This is a genomic window from Lentzea sp. NPDC006480 (assembly GCF_040611995.1).
In the GTDB taxonomy this organism is placed as follows: Bacteria; Actinomycetota; Actinomycetes; order Mycobacteriales; family Pseudonocardiaceae; genus Lentzea.
This window is the reverse complement of the sequence record NZ_JBEXPJ010000082.1, coordinates 1-19932: the sequence shown is the minus strand read 5'-3', so window position 1 is coordinate 19932 and position 19932 is coordinate 1. Positions and strand designations below refer to the sequence as shown.

Annotated in this window: 21 protein-coding genes and 1 pseudogene; 16 read left to right on the top strand and 6 right to left on the bottom strand. The window is 64.8% G+C overall.

Going from position 1 to position 19932, the window contains the following annotated elements; genetic code table 11:
* The first annotated feature begins 4 nt into the window (after positions 1-4).
* The 5 genes from ABZX92_RS27805 to ABZX92_RS27785 all read left to right on the top strand — a co-directional run bounded on the left by ABZX92_RS27805 (position 5) and on the right by ABZX92_RS27785 (position 5764).
* Positions 5-1159 (top strand): AAA family ATPase, encoded by a 1155-nt coding sequence (locus ABZX92_RS27805; protein WP_355565376.1) that lies wholly within the window; start codon positions 5-7, stop codon positions 1157-1159.
* Positions 1156-2508 carry a CpaF family protein gene (locus ABZX92_RS27800; RefSeq protein ID WP_355565373.1) on the top strand — a complete coding sequence of 451 codons (1353 nt, stop codon included), beginning with the start codon at positions 1156-1158 and terminating at the stop codon, positions 2506-2508. The genes ABZX92_RS27805 and ABZX92_RS27800 overlap by 4 nt, the downstream gene beginning before the upstream one ends.
* Positions 2505-4124, top strand: a complete 1620-nt coding sequence (locus tag ABZX92_RS27795; RefSeq protein ID WP_355565370.1) for a VWA domain-containing protein — start codon at positions 2505-2507, stop codon at positions 4122-4124. Before ABZX92_RS27800 ends, ABZX92_RS27795 begins: the two co-directional genes overlap by 4 nt.
* A gap of 1 nt (position 4125) precedes the next feature.
* Entirely contained in the window at positions 4126-5010 is an 885-nt protein-coding gene (locus ABZX92_RS27790) for a type II secretion system F family protein (protein WP_355565367.1), read from the top strand.
* A gap of 109 nt (positions 5011-5119) precedes the next feature.
* A complete protein-coding gene (locus tag ABZX92_RS27785) occupies positions 5120-5764 on the top strand; it encodes a response regulator transcription factor (RefSeq protein ID WP_355565364.1) in 645 nt (214 codons plus the stop codon).
* A gap of 4 nt (positions 5765-5768) precedes the next feature.
* Here the strand turns inward: ABZX92_RS27785 and ABZX92_RS27780 are convergent, their stop codons facing one another.
* Positions 5769-6071 carry a hypothetical protein gene (locus ABZX92_RS27780; protein WP_045314775.1) on the bottom strand — a complete coding sequence of 101 codons (303 nt, stop codon included), beginning with the start codon at positions 6069-6071 and terminating at the stop codon, positions 5769-5771.
* A 20-nt stretch (positions 6072-6091) separates the two neighbouring features.
* Positions 6092-6931, bottom strand: a complete 840-nt coding sequence (locus ABZX92_RS27775) for a PD-(D/E)XK nuclease family protein (RefSeq protein WP_355565361.1) — start codon at positions 6929-6931, stop codon at positions 6092-6094.
* Between the two features lie 42 nt (positions 6932-6973).
* On the opposite strand from ABZX92_RS27775, the gene ABZX92_RS27770 reads away from it, so the two are divergent.
* The gene (locus ABZX92_RS27770) at positions 6974-7276 is read left to right on the top strand and encodes an ArsC/Spx/MgsR family protein (RefSeq protein ID WP_355565358.1); all 303 of its coding nucleotides are present in this window, start codon (positions 6974-6976) and stop codon (positions 7274-7276) included.
* Here ABZX92_RS27770 and ABZX92_RS27765 read toward each other — a convergent pair.
* Together ABZX92_RS27765 and ABZX92_RS27760 are read right to left on the bottom strand one after the other, a co-directional pair.
* Positions 7273-7884 (bottom strand): MarC family protein, encoded by a 612-nt coding sequence (locus ABZX92_RS27765; protein WP_355565355.1) that lies wholly within the window; start codon positions 7882-7884, stop codon positions 7273-7275. The two genes, ABZX92_RS27770 and ABZX92_RS27765, sit on opposite strands and share 4 nt — an antisense overlap.
* An 8-nt stretch (positions 7885-7892) precedes the next feature.
* Entirely contained in the window at positions 7893-8303 is a 411-nt protein-coding gene (locus ABZX92_RS27760; RefSeq protein ID WP_355565352.1) for a hypothetical protein, read from the bottom strand.
* A 50-nt stretch (positions 8304-8353) separates the two neighbouring features.
* Here ABZX92_RS27760 and ABZX92_RS27755 point away from each other — a divergent pair.
* From ABZX92_RS27755 to ABZX92_RS27715, 9 genes and pseudogenes are all read left to right on the top strand, one after another.
* Positions 8354-8686, top strand: a pseudogene (locus tag ABZX92_RS27755) (replication initiator); the annotation flags it as partial.
* A 377-nt stretch (positions 8687-9063) separates the two neighbouring features.
* Positions 9064-9240: a hypothetical protein gene (locus ABZX92_RS27750; RefSeq protein WP_355565349.1), complete on the top strand. Its 177-nt coding sequence runs from the start codon at positions 9064-9066 to the stop codon at positions 9238-9240.
* A 1208-nt stretch (positions 9241-10448) separates the two neighbouring features.
* Entirely contained in the window at positions 10449-10598 is a 150-nt protein-coding gene (locus tag ABZX92_RS27745; RefSeq protein ID WP_355565347.1) for a hypothetical protein, read from the top strand.
* Between the two features lie 238 nt (positions 10599-10836).
* Positions 10837-11820 carry a hypothetical protein gene (locus tag ABZX92_RS27740; protein ID WP_355565344.1) on the top strand — a complete coding sequence of 328 codons (984 nt, stop codon included), beginning with the start codon at positions 10837-10839 and terminating at the stop codon, positions 11818-11820.
* On the top strand, positions 11817-12776 hold the full coding sequence (locus ABZX92_RS27735) for a DUF2332 domain-containing protein (RefSeq protein WP_355565341.1): 960 nt from the start codon (positions 11817-11819) through the stop codon (positions 12774-12776). Before ABZX92_RS27740 ends, ABZX92_RS27735 begins: the two co-directional genes overlap by 4 nt.
* A gap of 27 nt (positions 12777-12803) precedes the next feature.
* Positions 12804-14012: a cytochrome P450 gene (locus tag ABZX92_RS27730; RefSeq protein WP_355565338.1), complete on the top strand. Its 1209-nt coding sequence runs from the start codon at positions 12804-12806 to the stop codon at positions 14010-14012.
* Positions 14012-15022 (top strand): ATP-binding cassette domain-containing protein, encoded by a 1011-nt coding sequence (locus tag ABZX92_RS27725; protein ID WP_355565335.1) that lies wholly within the window; start codon positions 14012-14014, stop codon positions 15020-15022. Before ABZX92_RS27730 ends, ABZX92_RS27725 begins: the two co-directional genes overlap by 1 nt.
* Positions 15012-15779: an ABC transporter permease gene (locus tag ABZX92_RS27720; RefSeq protein WP_355565333.1), complete on the top strand. Its 768-nt coding sequence runs from the start codon at positions 15012-15014 to the stop codon at positions 15777-15779. Before ABZX92_RS27725 ends, ABZX92_RS27720 begins: the two co-directional genes overlap by 11 nt.
* 213 nt (positions 15780-15992) lie before the next feature.
* The gene (locus ABZX92_RS27715; RefSeq protein ID WP_355565330.1) at positions 15993-17183 is read left to right on the top strand and encodes a cytochrome P450; all 1191 of its coding nucleotides are present in this window, start codon (positions 15993-15995) and stop codon (positions 17181-17183) included.
* Positions 17184-17254: 71 nt separating this feature from the next.
* Here ABZX92_RS27715 and ABZX92_RS27710 read toward each other — a convergent pair whose 3' ends face one another.
* Together ABZX92_RS27710 and ABZX92_RS27705 are read right to left on the bottom strand one after the other, a co-directional pair.
* On the bottom strand, positions 17255-17428 hold the full coding sequence (locus ABZX92_RS27710) for a hypothetical protein (protein ID WP_355565327.1): 174 nt from the start codon (positions 17426-17428) through the stop codon (positions 17255-17257).
* A gap of 1175 nt (positions 17429-18603) precedes the next feature.
* The gene (locus tag ABZX92_RS27705) at positions 18604-18789 is read right to left on the bottom strand and encodes a hypothetical protein (protein WP_355565324.1); all 186 of its coding nucleotides are present in this window, start codon (positions 18787-18789) and stop codon (positions 18604-18606) included.
* Between the two features lie 815 nt (positions 18790-19604).
* On the opposite strand from ABZX92_RS27705, the gene ABZX92_RS27700 reads away from it, so the two are divergent.
* The gene (locus ABZX92_RS27700) at positions 19605-19862 is read left to right on the top strand and encodes a hypothetical protein (protein ID WP_355565321.1); all 258 of its coding nucleotides are present in this window, start codon (positions 19605-19607) and stop codon (positions 19860-19862) included.
* The last annotated feature ends 70 nt before the right edge of the window (positions 19863-19932 follow it).

The following is a 19932-nucleotide window of genomic DNA, read 5'->3' as shown; positions in this document are numbered from 1 at the left end:
TGCCATGACGATCCTGTGCGAACCGGTATCCCTTGCCGGACAGCTCTCCCCCGCGCTCGGCGGCGAGGTCCGCGTCGTAGAGACACTGGGCGAGGCCTCGCGACTGCTCAGCGCGGACCCCTTCGAGTCGCTCGTGGTCGTGGGCTCCGCGATCAGCCTGGACGAGGCCCTGACGTTCACGGAGGTGCTGCGGTTCGACCGGCCGTCGGTCGGCGTGGTGCTGCTGCGTGACGTCGTCGACGTCGTGGTGCTGACCAAGGCGCTGCGGTCCGGCGTCCGCGAGGTCGTCGCGCGGGACGACCTCGCCTCGCTGGTCGATGCCTGTGCCCGGTCGCGGGCGTTGTCGGCGCAGGTCAGCGGCGTGCCGCAGCCTCGCTTCACGGAACACCGGCAGGGTCAGGTGATCACCGTGTTCGCGGCGAAGGGCGGCTGCGGCAAGACGACGCTCGCGGTGAACCTGGCCGCGGTGCTCGCGGCCGGTGGCGAGCGGTCGGTCTGCCTGGTGGACCTCGACCTCGCGTTCGGCGACGTCGGGATCTGCCTGCGGGCCGAGCCGGTCCGCACGATCGTGCACGGGCTCGGGATGCTCGGCCACGTCGACGCCGCCGGCGCCTCATCGCTGCTCACGAACTGCAGGCCGGGCCTCAGCGCGTTGCTCGCCCCGGTCGAACCCGGTGACGCGGAACGGGTTCCGGCCGGCCTGGTCACCGAACTGCTCGAAGTGCTGCCGACGATGTTCGACTTCGTGGTGGTGGACACGCCGTCCGCGTTCAGCGAGCACGTGCTGGCCGCGATGGACGCCTCGCACCACCACGTCCTGCTGACCACGCCGGACGTGCCCGCGCTGAAGAACCTGCGGGTGACGCTGGACATGCTCGACCTGCTGTCCTACGCGCACGACATCCGTTCGGTCGTGCTGAACCGCTCGGACGCCAAGGTCGGCCTGACGATGGACGACATCGACCGCGTGGTGCGCAGCGACATCCGCGCGCACGTGCCGTCCAGTCGCGACGTGCCGATCTCGGTCAACAAGGGCAACCCGATCGTCCTCGACCAGCCGAAGCACCCGGTGAGCGAGGCCATCGCGCGGTTCGCCCGTGAGCACGTGCTCGCCGAACCCGCGGTCGTCGCCGCCAAGTCGAAGAGGTGGTTCCGATGAGCCTGGCCAACCGCATTGCCGCGCAACGGGAATCCGGCTCACCGGCACCTCAGGTGCGCAGGCACGTCCGCACCGCCGACCCGTTCGCGGAGGTCAAGCGCAGTGTCCACGCCGGACTGCTGGAAGTGCTGGGCCCCAAGCTCTACGACGCGCACCTCGACCAGCGCGAGCTCGAAACCAGGGTGCGCCAGACGTTGCAGGCGGTGCTGGAACGCGACGAGACACCGCTGACCAACGCCGACCGCGCGCGGATCGCGCTGGAGGTGCTGGACGAGATCCTCGGGCACGGGCCGCTGGAGCCGTACCTGCGCGACCCGGGCATCTCCGAGATCATGGTCAACGGGTTCGACCAGGTCTACGTCGAGCGTGCGGGCCGGTTGGAGCCCGTTCCGGTGGCGTTCGCGGACGAGTCGCACCTGCGCCGCACGATCGACAAGATCGTCGCGAAGGTCGGCCGGCGCGTCGACGAGGCCTCGCCGATGGTCGACGCGCGTCTGCCCGATGGCAGCCGTGTCAACGCCGTGGTGCCGCCGATCGCGCTGGACGGTTCGGTGCTGACGATCCGGAAGTTCGCGGCCGACCCGTTCACGGTCGACGACCTGGTGGGCTTCGGCACGCTGACGCCCGCGACCGCGTACCTGTTGCAGTGCTGCGTGCACGGGCGGATGAACATCCTGATCGGCGGCGGCACCGGCTCCGGCAAGACGACGTCGTTGAACGTGCTGTCGTCGTTCGTGCCGGCCGACGAGCGGATCGTCACCATCGAGGACGCCGCCGAGCTCCAGCTGCGCCAGGACCACGTGCTGCGGCTGGAAGCCAGGCCGCCGAACGTGGAGGCGCGCGGTGAGGTCGCGGTGCGGGACCTCGTGCGCAACGCCCTGCGCATGCGGCCCGACCGGATCATCGTCGGCGAGGTTCGCGACGGTGCCGCTTTGGACATGTTGCAGGCCATGAACACCGGCCACGACGGCTCGATCACCACCGTGCACTCGAACTCCCCGCGCGACTCGTTGGCCCGCCTGGAGACCATGGTGCTGATGGCGGGCGTGGACCTGCCGGCGCGGGCGATCCGCGAGCAGATGGCGTCCGCGATCGACCTGATCGTGCACCAGTCGCGGTTGAAGGACGGCACCCGGCGGATCACCCACATCACCGAGGTCATCGGGATGGAGGGTGAGGTCGTGACGCTGCAGGACATCTACCAGTTCGACTTCCACGCGGGGGTCGACGAGCGCGGGTTCTACCGCGGGTCGTTGCAGTCGACCGGGTTGCGGCCGCACTTCCTGGAACGGCTGCGGGACCGCGGGATCGACGTTCCCGCGCACCTGTTCCAGGGTGGTGTGCGATGAAGCGGGTTCTCGCCGGGCTCGTGCTCGGTGCGCTGCTGACGTTCGTGTTCAGCGCTTTCGCGGTCGCCGCGGCACCATCTCGCGGGGTGATGGTGCTGCTCGACACCAGCGGCTCGATGGCACCGGACCGGATCGTCGTCGCGCGCCAGGCGATCGCCACGTACGTGGGTTCGTTGCCAGCGGACGTGCAGGTCGGGTTGGTGGCGTTCTCGTCGCAGCCGTCGCTGGTGCTGGCGCCCACGGCCGATCGCGGTGCGGTGGCCGGTGCGCTGGACCGCTTGCAGGCCAAGGGTGACACGTCGTTGTTCGACGCGGTTCCGGTCGGGTTGTCGGCGTTGCAGGGGTTCTCCGAGCGGCGGATGGTGATCGTGTCCGACGGTGAGGACACGGTTTCCCGATCCACTGTGGACGCTGCCGTCTCGGCCGTCGCCTCCGCCGGGGTGCCCACCGACGTGATCGGGTTCCAGTACAGCGACGACGCCTTGCGCCGCATCGCTTCCGCCGCCGGCGGACGGTTGCTGACCGCTTCCGACGCCGCCGCGCTGGCCGCTGCCTTCGCCGCGCTGTCCGTACCCTCCTCCGTGGTCACGCCTGCTCCCGCTCCTGTCTCCGTTGCGGCTCCCGCACCTGTGGCCGTCGCTCCGCCGGTGGAGACTCCTGGGCAGAACTGGCTGGCCGGAGTGCTGATCGCCGGGACGTTCCTGGTGGTGTTCCTGATCGTGTTCCTGGTGCTGACGCCACGCCGGACCGCCGCAGGACGGAAGCTGGCCCAGCACCTCGACCACTACGGTCACCGCGAACCCGTTGCGCAGGAGGAAAGTCAGGCCGCCCAGACCGCCGTGGTGTGGACCGCTCGGGTGATGACCGCCGACGGCACGGCCCGCACCGCGGACCGGCTGGACCTCGCCGGGATGAAGGCGAGCCCGGCCGAGTGGACGTTGCTCCGCGTCTGCGTCTCGGTCGCGCTCGCCGCGTTGCTGAGCCTCTTGACGACCTGGTGGATCGGCGTGCCGTTGGGCGCGCTCTGCGGATGGCTGCTGACGGCGCTGTACATGAGGATGCGCACGGCCAAACGCCGGGCCGCGTTCGCCGACCAGCTCCCGGATGTGCTGCAGCTCGTCGCGAGCTCCCTGCGCTCGGGGTTCTCGCTGGCCCAGTCGGTCGACGCGGTGGTGCGGGACGACACCCAGCCGACCGCGGGCGAGTTCTCCCGTGCGCTGGCCGCCACCCGGATCGGTGCCGAGCTGGAGGACGCCCTGGAGCGCGTGGCGTTCCGGATGCGGAGCGCGGACCTGGCGTGGGTCGTCATGGCGGTGCGCATTCAGCGCCAGGTCGGCGGCAACCTCGCCGAGGTGCTGCTGAACACGGTCGGCACCATGCGCGACCGCTCCCAGACCCGGCGGCACGTGCGCGCGCTGTCCGCGGAGGGTCGCCTGTCGGCCTACATCCTGGTCGGTCTGCCGCTCTTCCTGGCGGCCTTCCTGTTCTGGTTCCGCCCGGAGTACATGCGGCCCCTCTACACGTCGCTGGTGGGTCTCGTGATGCTCGCGCTGGGGTTCGTGCTCCTCGTTCTCGGCTCGCTCTGGATGCGCAAGCTCGTGCGCGTGGAGGTGTGACATGGCGCTGTTCATCGGCCTCGGCTGCCTGCTGCTCGCGGTCGCGTTGGGCGCGGTGGCGCTGACGCTCCGCCCGCCCGCCACGGCCGCCGGTTCACTGGCCCTGATCGAGTCGAGCTACTCGGCGGCGGTCGTCTCCGCGCCGCACGAGGTCGGGTCGCCCAGCTGGCTGCGGTCGCTCGGGCTGCGGCTCTCGCCCACCGGGGTGGCGATGCGGCTGCAGTACCGCCTCGACCTGGCCGGCAACCCGCCGACCTGGACCCCGGACCGGATCCTCGCCTACAAGGGCGTGGGCCTGCTGCTCGGTGCCCTGCTGGGCGGGCTGATCGGGTTCCGCTCGGTGGGCTGGTTGCTGCTCGGTCTCGCCGTCGGTGCCGTGTTCGGGTTCTTCCTGCCCGACCTGCTGCTGCTCAACGCGGGCCAGAAACGTCAGGAGAAGATCCGGCGTGCGCTGCCGGACGCGCTGGACATGCTGACCGTGTGTGTGGAGGCAGGTCTTGGCTTCGACGCGGCGTTGGCCCAGGTCGCCCGCAACACGAACGGCCCGCTGGCCCAGGAGTGCGCCCGCGTGCTGCAGGAGATGCAGATCGGCAAGTCGCGCAACGAGGCGCTGCGGGCGTTGACCCTGCGCACGACCGTGGCCGAGCTGCGCGCGTTCGTCTCGGCCCTCGCCCAAGCGGGTGAACTGGGCGTCCCGATCGCCTCCGTGCTGCGCGAACAGGCTCGCGAGATGCGCGTGCGCCGGCGTCAGCGCGCCGAGGAGCAGGCCCAGAAGGTGCCGGTCAAAATCCTGTTCCCGCTGATCGTGTGCCTGTTCCCGGCGATGTTCGTGGTCATCATCGGCCCGGGCGCGATCAGCATCGCCAAGGTCCTCATGCACCTCTGACGGTCCCTGGCCGGCTGGGACCAAATGCTCTATTAGGCCCTTCGGTGTAACCAAGTGAGACATCCGGAACGACATGCGGGTTGAACCTTCAACAGAGAGGGGGCAGCTCATGGCGATCGAAGTCGTCGTCGTCGACGGACACACGCTCACCAGGTTCGGCCTGACGACGCTCGCCGCCGCGCACCCCGATCTGGAGGTGGTCGCGGAGGCGAGCACAGGCGCCGAGGCCGTCGCTTTCATCGCTTCGCTCAGTCCGGACGTCGTGACGCTGGCCGTGGACCTGCCTGACGGAGACGGTCTCCACCTGGCCCGCGACCTGCGCGACCGCTACCCGTCGCTCGGCATCGTGGTCCTGACCGCACACGGCGAGGACGACGTGCTGTTCCGCGCGCTGGAGACCGGCGCCTCGGCGTTCGTGGGCAAGAGCGCCCCGGTCGAGGAGATCCTCTGCGCGATCCGGCACGCTTCCGTCGCGGCCTCGTCGTTCACCGCGGCGGGCTTGGCCAACGCGATGGCGCGCCGCCACGCCACGGCCGCCCGGCTGGCTCTCTCGCCGCGCGAGCGCGAGGTGCTGATGCTGCTGCGCGACGGGGTCTCGATCCCGGCGATCGCCCGCACCCTGTACGTGTCACCGTCGACCGCCAAGACCTACGTCTCGCGCCTCTACGAAAAGCTCGGCGCCTCGAACCGCGCGCAGGCGTTGATGACGGCGCTGAGCAAAGGCCTGATCCGCACCGACGCGGCGACCGCCTGAAGGCTCAGGCCCACCAGAACGTCCACAGCGTCGCCCCGGTGACGATCAGCACCGCCAGCGACGCGACCGGCGCCTTCCAGTCCGCGTACCGGTCGGCCACGATCTGCCCCGCGACGACCAGCAACGCCGCCACGACGTGCGCGGTCACCGAGAGAGTGCCGGGACCGGGCAGATCACGGGAGTTCGCGTAGAACTGGACGCCGATGTTCCCCAGCGCGAGCAGCACGATGCCCACCGCGAGCACACCGCTCACGGCGCGCAGGATTCCGAAGGTCCGCGACGGCCGCTTTGCTGCTTCGACGTCCACTCCAGCCACCCTACCGAGGCTCACGGCGCCAGCAGCGACCACGGTTCGATCGCCGGAGCCGCCGCCTGTCCCTCCGGACAGCTCCTGCGGAAGTCGCACCACTGACACTGCCGCCCGGTGACCGGCGGGAACAAGATCTCCTGATCGCCGCCTGCCTTCAACGTCTCCGTGGCCAGGTCGATCTCGTCGGCGGCCTCCTCCGCCCGCCGCACGTGCCGGGCCAGCGACTCCTCCGTGTGCTCCCACACCGCCACCGAACCGGACGGCAGGTGGTGCAGCTCCACCCGGTGGCACGGCTTGCGCAACGTCCGCCTCGCCGCCAGCGCGTACAGCGCCAACGCCTGCGAGCCGCGCGCGTCGTCCGAGGTCAGCACGTGCCGCCCGGTCTTGTAGTCGACGATCACCAGCTCGCCGTCGCGGTAGTCGATCCGGTCGACCCGCCCCTCGGCCACGATCCGCTCGGTCGGCGACGACACCCACCGCTCCACCCCGAGCGGCTCGAACGAGACGTCCAGCGACGACACGTAGTCGTGCACCCAGCCGCCCGCCCGGGCCCGGTACTCGGCGGCCTGGTCGACGTCGCGGAAACCCTCGGACTTCCACTGCCGGTTCACCAGCGCCACCGCCTGGTCCGGCGTCCGGCGATCAGCGGGCAGGTCGAACAGGGCCTTGAGAGCGTTGTGCACCACCGCGCCCAGCGTGTTGTGCGCCCAGGCACCACCACGCGGCGGCGACGGCCGGTCGAGGTACGTCATCCGGAAGCGGCGCGGGCAGTCCGTCCACGTTCCGAGCTTCGCGGGCGTCACGCGCACGAGCCGGCGGGGTGCCGCGGTGCCGAAGTCGAAGCCGAGTTGTTCCACCCAGACAAAGCTACTCAACACCCCTGACAGAAAATGAACGGCATGGAGATCTGGCACAACCCGCGCTGCTCGAAGAGCCGCGCCGCCAAGCAACGGCTCGACGACGAGGGCGTCGAGTACACCGAACGCCGCTACCTCGACGACGCCCCGACCGCCGAGGAGCTCGACCACGTCCTCACGCTGCTGGGCAAACAGCCGTGGGAGATCGCGCGCACCAAGGAACCCGCGTACCCCAAGCTCCTGGAACACGACCGCGCCAAGTGGATCGCGCACATGGTCGCGAACCCGAGCGTCATCGAGCGCCCGATCATCATCGACGGCGACAAGGCGCACATCGAGCGTTAAGAACCGGAGATGAAGCCCTGCACCGAGGACGCGACCAGCTGCACGGCGATCGCGGCCAGCAGCAGACCGGCGATCTTGGCCATCAGCAGGATCCCGCTCTCCTTGAACACCTTGATCAGCAACCCGGCGGACCGCAACGTCCCCAGCAGGATCAGGTGCACGGCCACGATCGCCGCGGCCAGCGCGAAGTAGGAGCCGACGTCCCCACCGGCCTGCCGCACGAACACGATCGTCGCGGCGATGGCACCCGGCCCGGCCAGCAACGGCGTGCCGAGCGGCACCATCGCGATGTTGACGTCCTCGACCTCGGGGTGGTTCGTGGCGCCCTTGCCCGTCAGCAGGTCCAGTGCGATCAGCAACAGCAGCAACCCGCCCGCGCCCTGCAGCGCCGGGATGCCGATGTGCATGTACGCCAGGATCGAGTTGCCCGCGACGGCGAACAGCGTGATCACCAGGAACGACACCAGCACGCCCTGCCGCGCCGCCGACTTCCGCGCGTCCCGCGACTTGCGCCCGACCAGCCCGAGGAACACGGGCACCGTGCCGGGCGGGTCCATGATCACGAGCAGCGTGATCGAAGCCTCGATGAACAGCCGCACGTTGAACATGGAGCCACCTATCCCACGAGGATCTTGCCGCCGGTCGCCCTCGATGCCAGAGCATCCAGCATCTCCGGCGACGTCGTCTCCGCGCCGAGCCGCACTGTCTTGTTCGTGCCGTGGTAGTCACTCGACCCGGTGACGAGCAACCCCAGCTCGTCGGCCAGCGAACGCAACGACGTCCGAGTGGGGGCGTCGTGGTCCGGGTGGTCGACCTCGACCCCGCCCAGGCCGGCCGCGGCCAGCTCGCGCACGACGTCCGCGGTCACGATCGGCCCGCGCGAGCGAGCGAACGGATGCGCCAGCACCGTCACGCCGCCGGCCTCGGCGATCATCTCGATGGCCCGCTCGACCGGCGTGTCCGTGCGCCCCACGTAATAACGCCCGCCGGTCAGGTAGGTCGCGAAGGCCTCGTCGACGGACGTCACCACCCCGACGCGATCGACAAGAACACCGTCGCGTTGGGAACACCTCCGCCGGACTCGTCGACCACGTTGAGCGGGCACACGCGCTCGGCTTCCGCAGCCACTTCCTCAGCAGGTCCAAGTACCACTCGACCACGTTCCGCGCCATCCGCGAGGAACGCTGTGCCTTCGGCACGCGCGAGATGTTCGACCGCCTCGAACTCGATCCGGACACCGTGATCGTCGTCAACGGCTGGCAGCATGCCAGGTCCGGCTGCGACAACGACGCAGAGCGCGAGCTCGCCGCTGCCGTCGCCGAACGGTCAGAGCTCAACGCCTCACAAGCACAAAGGGGAGGCCGCAGCATGACTGAGTCGCTTTGGGACATTGACCAGGTCCCTGCCTAACTCGGCGTGACGGCCGTGACGGTCTACGGCAGGCGCTACAAGAAGTACGGTTCAGTCGGTCGTCAGTTTGGCAAGCACGTCCGCTGGGCCCCACAGGTGGCCAAAGACTGGTTCGCCGCGCAACCTGCGCTGGTGGCCCGGTGGGTACGTTCGAGGATCGTTGGAACCGCCTCGTCCCCGACCCGACCAACCCGAAGAAGACGACGCTCGAACCCAAGCCGCGCTGTGGGGTCGGCAAGCGCTCCTGGCACAGGTGATCGGTCCGGACAACGAGGAATGTCCCAGAGCTTCGCCGATGGGTGACACAAGGCCGTTCAGGAGTGGATCAACCAGGCCGAAGCAAAGATCACGCTCGACGTCTAGGAAGACCCTAAGGTGTGGGAGAAGCCCAAAACGATGCCCTCCTCAAGTCGCACGCGACGAACTATCTCGCTGATCTTGACCTCGACAGGGCGTCGCCCGAGCAGGCGGAGATGAGGTTCAAGAAGTACATCTTCCCGCACCTCGGCGATGAGCCCCTCGACGAGATCAACGCGTCCGCACTGAGGTCCTGAGACACCGGCTCCCCAAGGCCGGCCTGTCCGACCCCGCACCAGCACCGCTGTTCATGAACCTGTCCGCAGTCATGAACTCGGTGGTGGATGACGAGAACCCGTGCGGGCAAGTCGGTCAAGAAGGTCATCCCGTGGGGCGTGAGGTGCCCACCAACCGCCAACTCAAGACGGTCGGAACTGCCTCGTCTTCGCACTCCTAAGGAAGAAGACGTGGTCGGTGTCCATGCCGGCTCATGTTGAAGGCTCGGTCGGCGATCATCTGGCTCTCTGCCTCCGGTGGAGATCTCCAAAAGCCGAGCGTCCGGTAGGGACCAGTGGTCACCTGCGCGGATTCAGGATCGCGTTGGCACTGCGCAGTTCTCTGTTCTCCCGCTCAAGCTGCGCGATCCAGTCCGCGTCGCCGATTGTGGTGGCTCACCGGTCACCGGCGCCGATATCTGCGCGCTTGACCCGGTCTCGTAGAGCCTCTGGGGTAGAGCCGCTTGATCGTCCTGGTTGCGGCCCCGGTTCCCGCCGGACCTCCACGACGATCCGTGTCGCCCGCTCACGCAGCTCGGCTGGGTTCCTTCGCGGTTGAGGCCACGGTCCTCGTCATCCGGGCTTGCTGATCTCCATCAAGCCGGGCGCGGAACAGTGCGTGCCTCGGCACAGCCTTCGACAGCCGGTCAACAGACGCGTGCCCGCAGACGATTGCCGTGCGGTTCTGGAATCCTGTGCAGGGGCGCACCGGTGCGTCTAGGCATGCGAGATCTCGTGTTGTGCGCGCTGCAGAAGGTTGGCCGCCAATGAGGTGATCTCACCAAGCGAGGATTCCTCTGACCCGGCCTGAATTTTGTTGAGATCACGCCAGAACGTCACCAACTTCCGGTTGCGCCGCGTAAGCGAATCGTTACCGTGCGGACGTATGACATGAGTCTGGCGCCGAACGCGAGTACCGAGATGCCCTGTGCGGCAGTCCTGCGCAAGCCATGTCCATGCGGGAAAGAATTAATGCCCCTTCGTGCAGCCCTGTGGTGTTGTTGGTCACGAGACATAGACTTTCGTTCGTGAGGCAGCGAGGCGTCGCACACATGCACACGAGGTCGCATGCAGGAGGAGCAATCCTCAAACCCGAACTGCTGGCGTCGTTCGTGTAGTCGGCATCTCTTGCCCGCTAAGTCCCCTCCGACGCTACCTGCATGGGCGGAATAACGTGGTGGGATGATGAAATGGAGATCGATATGACCGCACAGGTTATCGAACAGATCGAAGACGTTCTGGATGGTTCGTGGCAGGACGCGGTCCTCAGCCCTGAGGGCATCACGGAAATTGTCATCACCAATGATAACGGCGGCGGTGGCGGTACCAGTTACTGCTAGTCGTAGCTGGTTGCTTGTCAGGTCGGGTTGCTTGTCAGGTCGGGTTGCCCGAGGCGGTCTTACTGAGCAACCCGACCTTCACGTCCGATTGATGAATCGGTAATTGGTTGGGTTGCTCCGAGCGCATCGCTGCGATGTCGCATGTGACAGTTCTGGCGACTAGCTCGATCGTGTCAACTTGATTCTATATGTTGGCGTCAGACTTGGCAGGCCTCGGCTCTGAGATGACTGGACTCGCATGAAAACCAGGGATATCACGGAATCGTTTGAACGGCTAGATTCGCTCATGCCGGCCGTGGAGCGCGGCATCGATTTGGCCGTGGAGAATGCGTGTGTCAATTCGCCGCCACTCTTCACGGCGGTGCAGCGGCTACTGCAGACCGATGGTAGCGGATCGACCCGCTATCGATTGTTTCCTTTGGCATTGCATGCGGCCATGACTGGTGACCCTTCGCCTGCGCTGCCGCTGGCTGTGATATCTCGAATTTGGTGGACAGGGGCCGAAACCCTGGATGACATCATGGATGGCGAGTTCGATTCCGCCCTCACGGGGCTGGGGCATGGGCAGGCAATGATCGCGGCTGTGACATGCACCACCCTGGTTCCACATATCGTGATCGCTGAGGCGGCAGTCGCCCCAGCTGTTGCGACCGTCTTGGCCGCGGAGTTCGTTGCGACATCGCTGGCATGCGCAAGTGGGCAGATCGATGATCTCGATATGGGCGGTCACGCTTCCTGGGCACGAACAATGCGCAGCTATGTGGGTAAGACTGGCGCTCCGTACGAACGTGACGCCGTGATGGCCGCCCATCTGGCTGGGCAAGACAAAGAGCGTGTGCGCGGATGGCGGGCTTTCGGTCGATTGTTCGGAGTTTTGCGTCAGCTGTCGAACGACCACGCAGAGGGTGTAGTCATCGATGACGCGGATATGTCCAACGGAGTTAGAACCCTTTTTTACGCTCATGCGGTCGAAGCCGGGATCGTCGGCGGCGCTGGCTCATCCAATCTGTTGCGGTTGTCCATGATTCCGCCGGCATTGCTCAAAACATACCTTCGTCGCGTGGAGAGCATTGCCGGGCAGCTGTACATGTTACTTGATCAGCTCGTGCATCCATCGGAGCATCGCGACATTGTTCGATGGTTGATCCAGACATCGCTTGAGCAGGTCCGATCGGCTGATGTCTTCAGTCACATCGATACGACGCGGGAAGGACTGGAATGATCACCGACGTCAACCTGCGAATGCTTCGACAACTGGCTTCCGGCATGGTCGGACAAACGCCGATGTCGTCTGCAATGCTGAATCGGCTTGTCGACGAGATCGAGGGCGGCGGAGGCCCTATAGTCGACTTGATCTCTGGACACCGAGACGTTAACGTTCCATTGTTCGCCGTCCGACTGTTGGCTGGCGTGCGATACCTCGTTATCACCGGTCAGTCGCCAGACTTGGCAGCTCATTTGGACGGAATGCTCGACCATCTTGAGGATCATCAATGGATTGATCGGACCTGGCAACTCTTTCGATCCACTATTCAAGATAACTCGGTGGAAATCGCGTCCGCGCTTGATCGCCCGGTGCAGCAACACCAGCCTGACCGAGCAGCACCACTCCTGCGTGGTCTGGGCATGCTCGCTGCGCCTGAGGTGAGATTGCTCGAGCTTGGCGCTTGTGCGGGACTGAACCTGATACCGGATCGCTATCGGTGGATCGCTCCACAATGGGAGTGGGGCGATGGTGAGTCCAAGGTCCGGCTGGCCGGTTATGGGCCGTCGCCAGGGCGTGTGTCCATCGTGGAGCGAGCCGGGTGCGACCTGCATCCTCTGAATCCTGGCAACCCTCGCGATGCGGCAATCTTGCGATCGTTCGTCCCACACGAGCTGAGCATTGAGCAGATGGAGCTCGACGACGCGATCGAGTTGGCCGCGGTGCACGGCGTGGCCGTGGATCAGGCAGACGCGGTCCGCTGGCTTGAGGACAAGCTACGGGATTCTTGCTCGCCTGACGTCTACACAGTTGTGTGGCACAGCGTGTTCTGGGGATACCTCGAAGCTGACCAGCAGCGTGAGATTGAGGACATCCTGTGCCGGGCGGCCATCAGGACGCCCGTGGCAAACATCTGCTATGAGCCGCATGAACTGGGTGGAATGCCAATGCTGCAGGTCCGCGTCTACTCATGACCACCCTGCCGAGTGTGAGGAGCGCCCATGAGCCATCCGAGTGCGGTGCCGGTACACATGCGACGCGTTGGATTCGACCTCGATCCCGGGCTCGCTGAACTACGTCAACAGGCACCACTGTGCAGGATCGCGCTTCCCAACGGTGTCAAGGTGTGGCTGGTGACCACCCACGACCTGATCCGCGACGTGCTCGGTGATCCTGAGACATTCGGCAGCAACGGAGCAGGGTGGTCGGACCCGGCAAACGGCGGACAGATGCCGCCGGCCCGGCCTACGGGCTCGCTGGAACTACATGGAGACATCACCGTGTACGACCCGCCTGCGCACGCCAGGCTGCGTCGAATACTCGCCCCTGCGTTCGGTGTGGGGCGTATGAAGATGCTCAGGCCGTTGGTGGCCCGGGTCATTGATGACTGTCTCGACGGCATGGCACGCGCTTCGGCCCCAGTCGACTTCGTTCAGCAGTTCGCCTTGCCGGTGCCATCGTTGGTCATCTGCGAACTGCTCGGCGTTCCCTACGTTCAGCGGGCAGAGTTCCAGCGGCGCAGTCGCGATCGCTTTGACAATACATTGCCTCCGTCAGTGCGCGCCGCAGCGGTGCAGGAGTCCCGGCAGTTCATGGAACAGTTGGTGGCTGATGCGCGTATTGCACCGCGAGATGGGATGATAGGCGACCTCGTGCGTGAGTTCGGTGGCGAAATTACAGATGCCGAATTGGTTGGGGCGGCCGACATCCTGTTGCTCGGTGGATACGAGACGACCGCGCACATGTTGGGCCTCGGAACCTTGCTGTTGCTGGGCGCGCCAACTCTCTGGCAGACGTTGAACGATACCACGAACATCGACGGCATTGTCGAAGAGCTGTTGCGATATCTGTCGGTCGTGCAGACCGGTACCCCGAGAGTGGCACACCGCGATGTGGTGCTCGCCGGACAGCAGTTACGAGCAGGCGAGCGTCTGCTGTGCTCCTTGCCCTCCGGGAACCGAGACCTCGCCGCACTCGGAGAGGGACTGGATTCGTTTGACCCGGCTCGGGGAAACCGGGCACATCTCGCTTTCGGTTTCGGCATTCACTACTGTCTGGGAGCTTCACTGGCCCGGATGGAGATGCGGCTCGCATTCCCTGCTCTCGCTCGACGATATCCGTCCTTGAGGCTGGCGGCTCCGGTGCGCGAGGAGCATTTCCGTCACCATTCGGCGGTCTTCGGCCTGGATACCCTTCTTGTGGAGTGGTGATGAAAACGGATTCGGCCATCTGGGCGCGAGGAATTACCAAGGTATTTCGACAGGGTGCCGATCAGGTGCCAGCGGTCACATCGCTGGACCTCGACGTGGCCGAGGGGGAGATCGTGGGCGTTCTTGGCCCGAACGGCGCGGGCAAAACGACGACGATGCGGATGCTCACCACGCTACTACATCCCACTTCCGGTGAGGCGACTGTTGCAGGATGCGACCTTCTGGCAGATCCGACCGGAGTACGGGCTCGTATCGGATACGTTGCGCAGAGCAGTGGCGTCGCACCGGATAACAGAGCCTTGGAGGAGCTGGTACTGCAAGGCCGCCTGTACGGATTGACCAAGGCGGTGGCGCGCGGCCGCGCGATCAGTCTTTTGGATGAGTTTGACCTTGCCGGCATGGAGCAGCGGCCGATCAAATCACTGTCCGGCGGACAGTGCCGACGGCTTGACCTGGCACTGGGGTTGATCCATGCGCCCCGAATGATGTTTCTGGATGAGCCGACGGTCGGCCTGGATCCGCAAAGCCGAGCCAACCTGTGGAAGCACGTTTTGAGGCTGAAGGAGGAAAATGGTGCTTCGATCGTTCTCAGCACTCACTATCTGGATGAGGCGGATTTCCTGGCAGATCGAATCTTCGTGTTGGACCGGGGAACCGTGGTCGCGGTTGGTACGCCCGACGAACTGAAATCCGCGGTATCCTTTGATCGAATCACGCTCACGGTAGCAGAGGAAGATCTTCTTGAGGCCGGGCATGCGTGTGAGAGGCTAGGAGGTGTTCGAGAACCTTCAGCAAAGCGCGAGCAGATCACTTTTCGGGTACCGGGCGCGGCTTCTATGCTACCCCACCTGATCAGAGCACTGGATTCATGCCAGGTCGAGGCATCCGCCATTGAAATTACCCGACCGAGCCTTGACGACGTATTCTTCTCGCTCACCGGCCGAACCCTACGGGATTCGTCCGAGCACGAGCTGGAACTCCTGACCGGGGGTGTCTCCAATGTTGCTTGACACGTGGCTAATGTTCCAGCGAGAGATCCGACTGCGTTATCGAAATCGCGTGTGGGTTGCAATTGACGTCTCGCAACCGCTGTTGTACATATTTCTTTTCGGTCCGCTTATGAAGCAGTTCGTCAGCCATACTCCAGGGTTTCCTCCCGGAAGCATGTGGATGATCTTTACCCCTGCAATGATGATGCAGGTCGCGATCACTGCTGGTTCCTTCGTTGGAATTGGTTTGCTTGCCGACTATAGGGCGGGTGTTGTAGAGCGTTTCAAGGTGACCCCATGCCGGCCATCTGCACAGTTGATGGGAAGAATCCTTGCGACCGCGCTCAACGTTACGGCCATGGCGAGCATGGTCGTCGCATCTTGCGTAGTTTTCTTCGATTTGCGACCCCCGCTCGTGGGGGTGATCTCTTGCTTTGCGGTCGTTTCACTTTTTGCGGTTTTCGTGGCGACCTGCTCATATTCTGTTGCACTGCGGCTGAAGAACGAGCGCTCCGTGTCTGCTCTCATCAACGCCGTGATGCTGCCCCTGCTTCTGCTGTCCGGCACATTGGTACCGATTACCGAAGTGCTTGCGCCGAAATGGCTCTACTCTTTGTCACGGTTGAATCCAGTAACATACATGATGGACGCCGCCCGAGCGACGTTCCGAGGTGACCTGAACCTGCACTCCATCGGCCCTGGACTCGTCATACTGTCGACGCTAACCTTAGCATCGATTTGGTGGGGCACAAAAACGATTGCGCAGGAAGATGCCTAGTCGTGGAACGCTGGATAGCGATTTTGACAAGACGTGATGACAAGTGCAGCTCGAACAGCACTGCCCTGACCACCGCGGCAGCTGGCGCTAATGAGAGGGAGCGCGAACTAAGGCGAACTCACCGAGAGGTGGCATCCACAAGTATCTATGATGGTGGTTCATGTGCATCGGTCCGACCGATTCGAACCATCCACTTGGCGAGGTGATCGGATCGTGTCCACCACGAACGAACTTTTTGTTCTGCCATTCGACGAGAGCCTGGGTAGCCTGACGATGGTGGAGCGCTATTGGCGGTTGCAAGACAAGCATCCGGTGGCGAGGGTGATGACGTCGACTGGCGACGAAGCCTGGCTGGTGAGCCGCTTCGAGGACGTCAAATTCCTGTTGGCCGACCGGCGCCTGGGTAGATCCCACCCAGATCCAGGTAAAGCGCCGCGGTTGTATGCATCCTTGGGTGGCGGACCGAGCATGAAGTTCGAAACCGAGATCGCCGAGCACGACGTTATCCGGAAAGTGATAACCGCGCCATTCTCTCCAGGTCACGCCGCAGCGGTGCGGCCGTTTGCCGAGGCGACCGCGAACGAATTGCTCGACGCGATCATGGTCGGACCGATTCCCGTTGACTGCTATTCGACCTATGCTGTCCCTCTGCTTGAAAGGGTGACAGCCCGGCACCTGGGACTTCCGCCAGGATTCACGATTCCAAACGACGAAATACTGCGTTTTTTGGAATCGACCGAGGTGCTTACCTGTGCGAACGTGAGCTCGTTCGCGCGGCAGGCGAATGGTGACGTGAACGGCCTGACCAAGTTCGCAGTGGAACTCCTCGCTGCTAAGAGGGCCGATCCAGGCGATGATGTGCTGAGTGAGCTGGTACGGGCACAGGACGGTCCTGGTCTGCTGGACGAGGGCCAGGTGCTGTATACGACGCTGGTGCTGCTCATGTCCGCCAACGGCTCGACGATAGTCCGGATCGGCACTGGTGTTGGCCTGCTTCAGGCCTATCCCGAGCAGTATGCCATGTTGGTTCGAGATCCATCGCTCGTGTCGAGCGCAGTAGACGAGATTATGCGCTTTTCCAACGGAATATACGATCCTTCGATCCGCTACGCGCGCACCGATCTTGAACTGCACGATGTTTTGATCAGTGCCGGCGATCTTGTCTTGCTGGACATTACGTCAGCACACTGTGATCCACGCGTTTTCCCGGATCCGCTGGTGTTCGATATTACCAGGCGGCCAAACCGCAACATCGGATTCGGGCACGGCTCCAGCCGGTGTGCGGGGGTGACACTCGCGCGCTTGAACCTGGAAACGGCGTTCGGCACCCTTGCCCGCCGATGTGTCTCGCTCCCGTTCATCCAGCCGTCGCCACCTCGAGACCGCCCTCTTGCCATATGGTGAGGGCTGACTGTGCCCTGACCGGCCACGATTCTTGAAATATCCGGACCGGTCAAATGTGACGCCAACGATGATCACGCGCTCGGAACGAGCTTGGCAATGAAATCCTCCGTAACCGCGATAGGACGGTTGTAGTGCCACTCAGCCCCGCTATCAACGACACCGCCGATCGACGACATCGGTGGGCACTGCACGATGTGGGCCTGGACGAGGTCGTCCTTGCCGAGCATTTGCTTGTCCGGCTTCATGTTCCATCCGCACGCATTTGGGAGCCGGTGTCGCGGCCCAGGGGGGAATTGGTTCTAGGCGCGACATCGACCACGTTCGGGAATCCGAGCAGCGTCTCACCTGCAAGTCCTGCGGGACCGCGTTTACACGTGGACGGCCAGCGCCTACCTTTGCTCAGCGCAGAAGATGACGTCGCAACGACTGGGGCGTCCTCACCAAGGTCCTGAGGCCTGCGACCGGGCCGCCTTTGGCGGCCACGGCACACCTCGGCACCAGAACGTCTCCCGATTCGACCAACCTGGGAGCCCACAGGAGCTGGCTGTTAGCTGGTACCGGAGCGCTCACTATCGCTGACCACTCCACAGCGAGGCACGGCCCTTCTTACCAGCAGAGTTCGATGACGTGGTCGCCGGCACGTAGGCGGCGGCCTCGGTGTTCCACTTTTACCAGCTGCCATCGAGGCTCGCGCCCAGGCCAGCGGCGACCAGCTGCACGTAGCGGGGACGGCCACTCCGCACGGCATCCAGATCCGCCATGACATTTTCGTCGGTCGGTACGGGGGTGACTGGCGGGCCAAGTTCGGGGAAGCTGATCCGTGACATCCGCGTCCCCGGGAAGCGCCTACCACCCACTCGTCTTGGTGCGGCGTCCTGTGCAGTTTGTCCACAGCGGACACATCAACGGCGCACTACCAGAACATTCGGCGGGTGCCGAACTGCCTTCACCTCCGGCCCGGTGGCCGCGGGCCGTTTGCCTGGTGGTGATCTTTTGGCCGATGTGGATGAGGTCGTGGTTGGTGAGGAACTTCTGGTTGCGGGCAACCAGGGCCCTGCCAGCCTCCATCGATGCCGAGGTCGGCGGGTGATGCCGGCAGTGTCTCGCTGGATTTGATCGTGTACTCGCCGCCGCGGGTTGCTCGCCGAACCCAAGACTGGTGCTGCGGTGCAGCTGCGGGGCCTTCGGGAGGAGACGGAGGAAGAGGTCTGCCGGCGCACCGACCGCGCAGATGCCGGCGCCGTCGCGGCGGATCTACGTGCTGGCCAAGAACCATGTGCTGGCCAATTGCAACGACGCCGCGATCTATGAACCCATCCTGTAACCCGCACCGACCGACGGCGGCACCATCTACACCGACGCGATCGCCCGGCTCGAGCGGTTCGTGCTCATCAAGTTCGGCACCTACCCCACCACAGCGTCAGGCAACGTCGTGGACGCCACGATCGCCGAGGCTCCGTTCGACCATGTCGACCGGTGCATCCACTGGATCGGAGAACCCCGCCACCAGCGCTGCTCCGGTGGCCGGCCAGCTCATCCATGCCTGCAAGCGGGCCAACCGCCACACCAGTTGCCGGATCGTCGCGATCAACGCCACCGTGATCATGCACTACTCGGTCGCCGGATGGCCCGGTTCGCTAAGCAGATCCCCAGCTTCGCCATGACCGCCGATGGCGACCCGGCGCCCGCGCCCTCGACGCTGAACAGCAGCCGTTCGGCCTGCTGTTCGCCAGCTCACCACGGGTTAGCGTGTTCAACCCGGTCACCCTGGCAGAACACTTCCTCGGCAATAGCATCACCCACCCCGGAGCACAAACACGAACGGGTCCTCCACTGCCCGCTGACCCACTTCCGCTAGCAGTGATCGCTAGCATTGCCACGTAGTTCCCTCCCGTGACGGTGTGCGGGGATTCATGCAGGACTGGTCCCCGCACGCCACCGCGATCAGCTCCTCAGATCAGCTGGCACAGCAAGCGCAACGACCATGGGGTGTGCACAGTGACCGGTTGTGCGCGCATCCGATTTGAGGTTTGTATACGACACTCCGTCCTCACCACCCGTGCCAGTCTTACCTCCATGGCCCGCGTCACCGGCGGGTCCATGCGAAGACCGACCTGCTCCGCTTGCTCGACACCGCGTTCCTGATGTTGGACCAACGGGCCCGATTCACTTGGGCGCGCCGGTCATCCTGAAGTACGCCACGATCGGCGAATGAGGACGTGATCCACACCGCCCTCAACGCCTTGCGCTCCTTAAGCCCGCGCTGACTTCTGCCTGCACCGGCGCGCCCTGATAGGACACTGCCCACGCTGCGAACGCCGGATTCGACCACGCCGGCAACGTCAGGCGCTGGGCCTGGCCGCACCACACAGTCACCCACGACATCCCTGGACAGAGGTTCTCGAGAAGGAGGAGTGCACAATGGCACTCGACCACGACGACACCGCCGCGCCCGCCTCGGTCGTGGCCCTCGTCGGCAACCTTGACGCCGTTCCGCCACCGATCTACCGCGAACTCGCCGACATATTCGGCATCCCCACGAGCATCACCGGCAGACTCACCAGCGTGGCTGCCGACGACGCTCAGAGCGACGTCCCTGATGACCCAGCAGCACCGGATCCCCGGCCGGTTCAGGGTGTAGGTGCACAGCAACTGTCGAGACGATGTTCTTCTTCGTAAAGCGGTTTCGTCGTCGCGTCAGACCGTTGACGGGCGAGCAGTCACGCAGTCGTCAGGACCTCGCACCGTC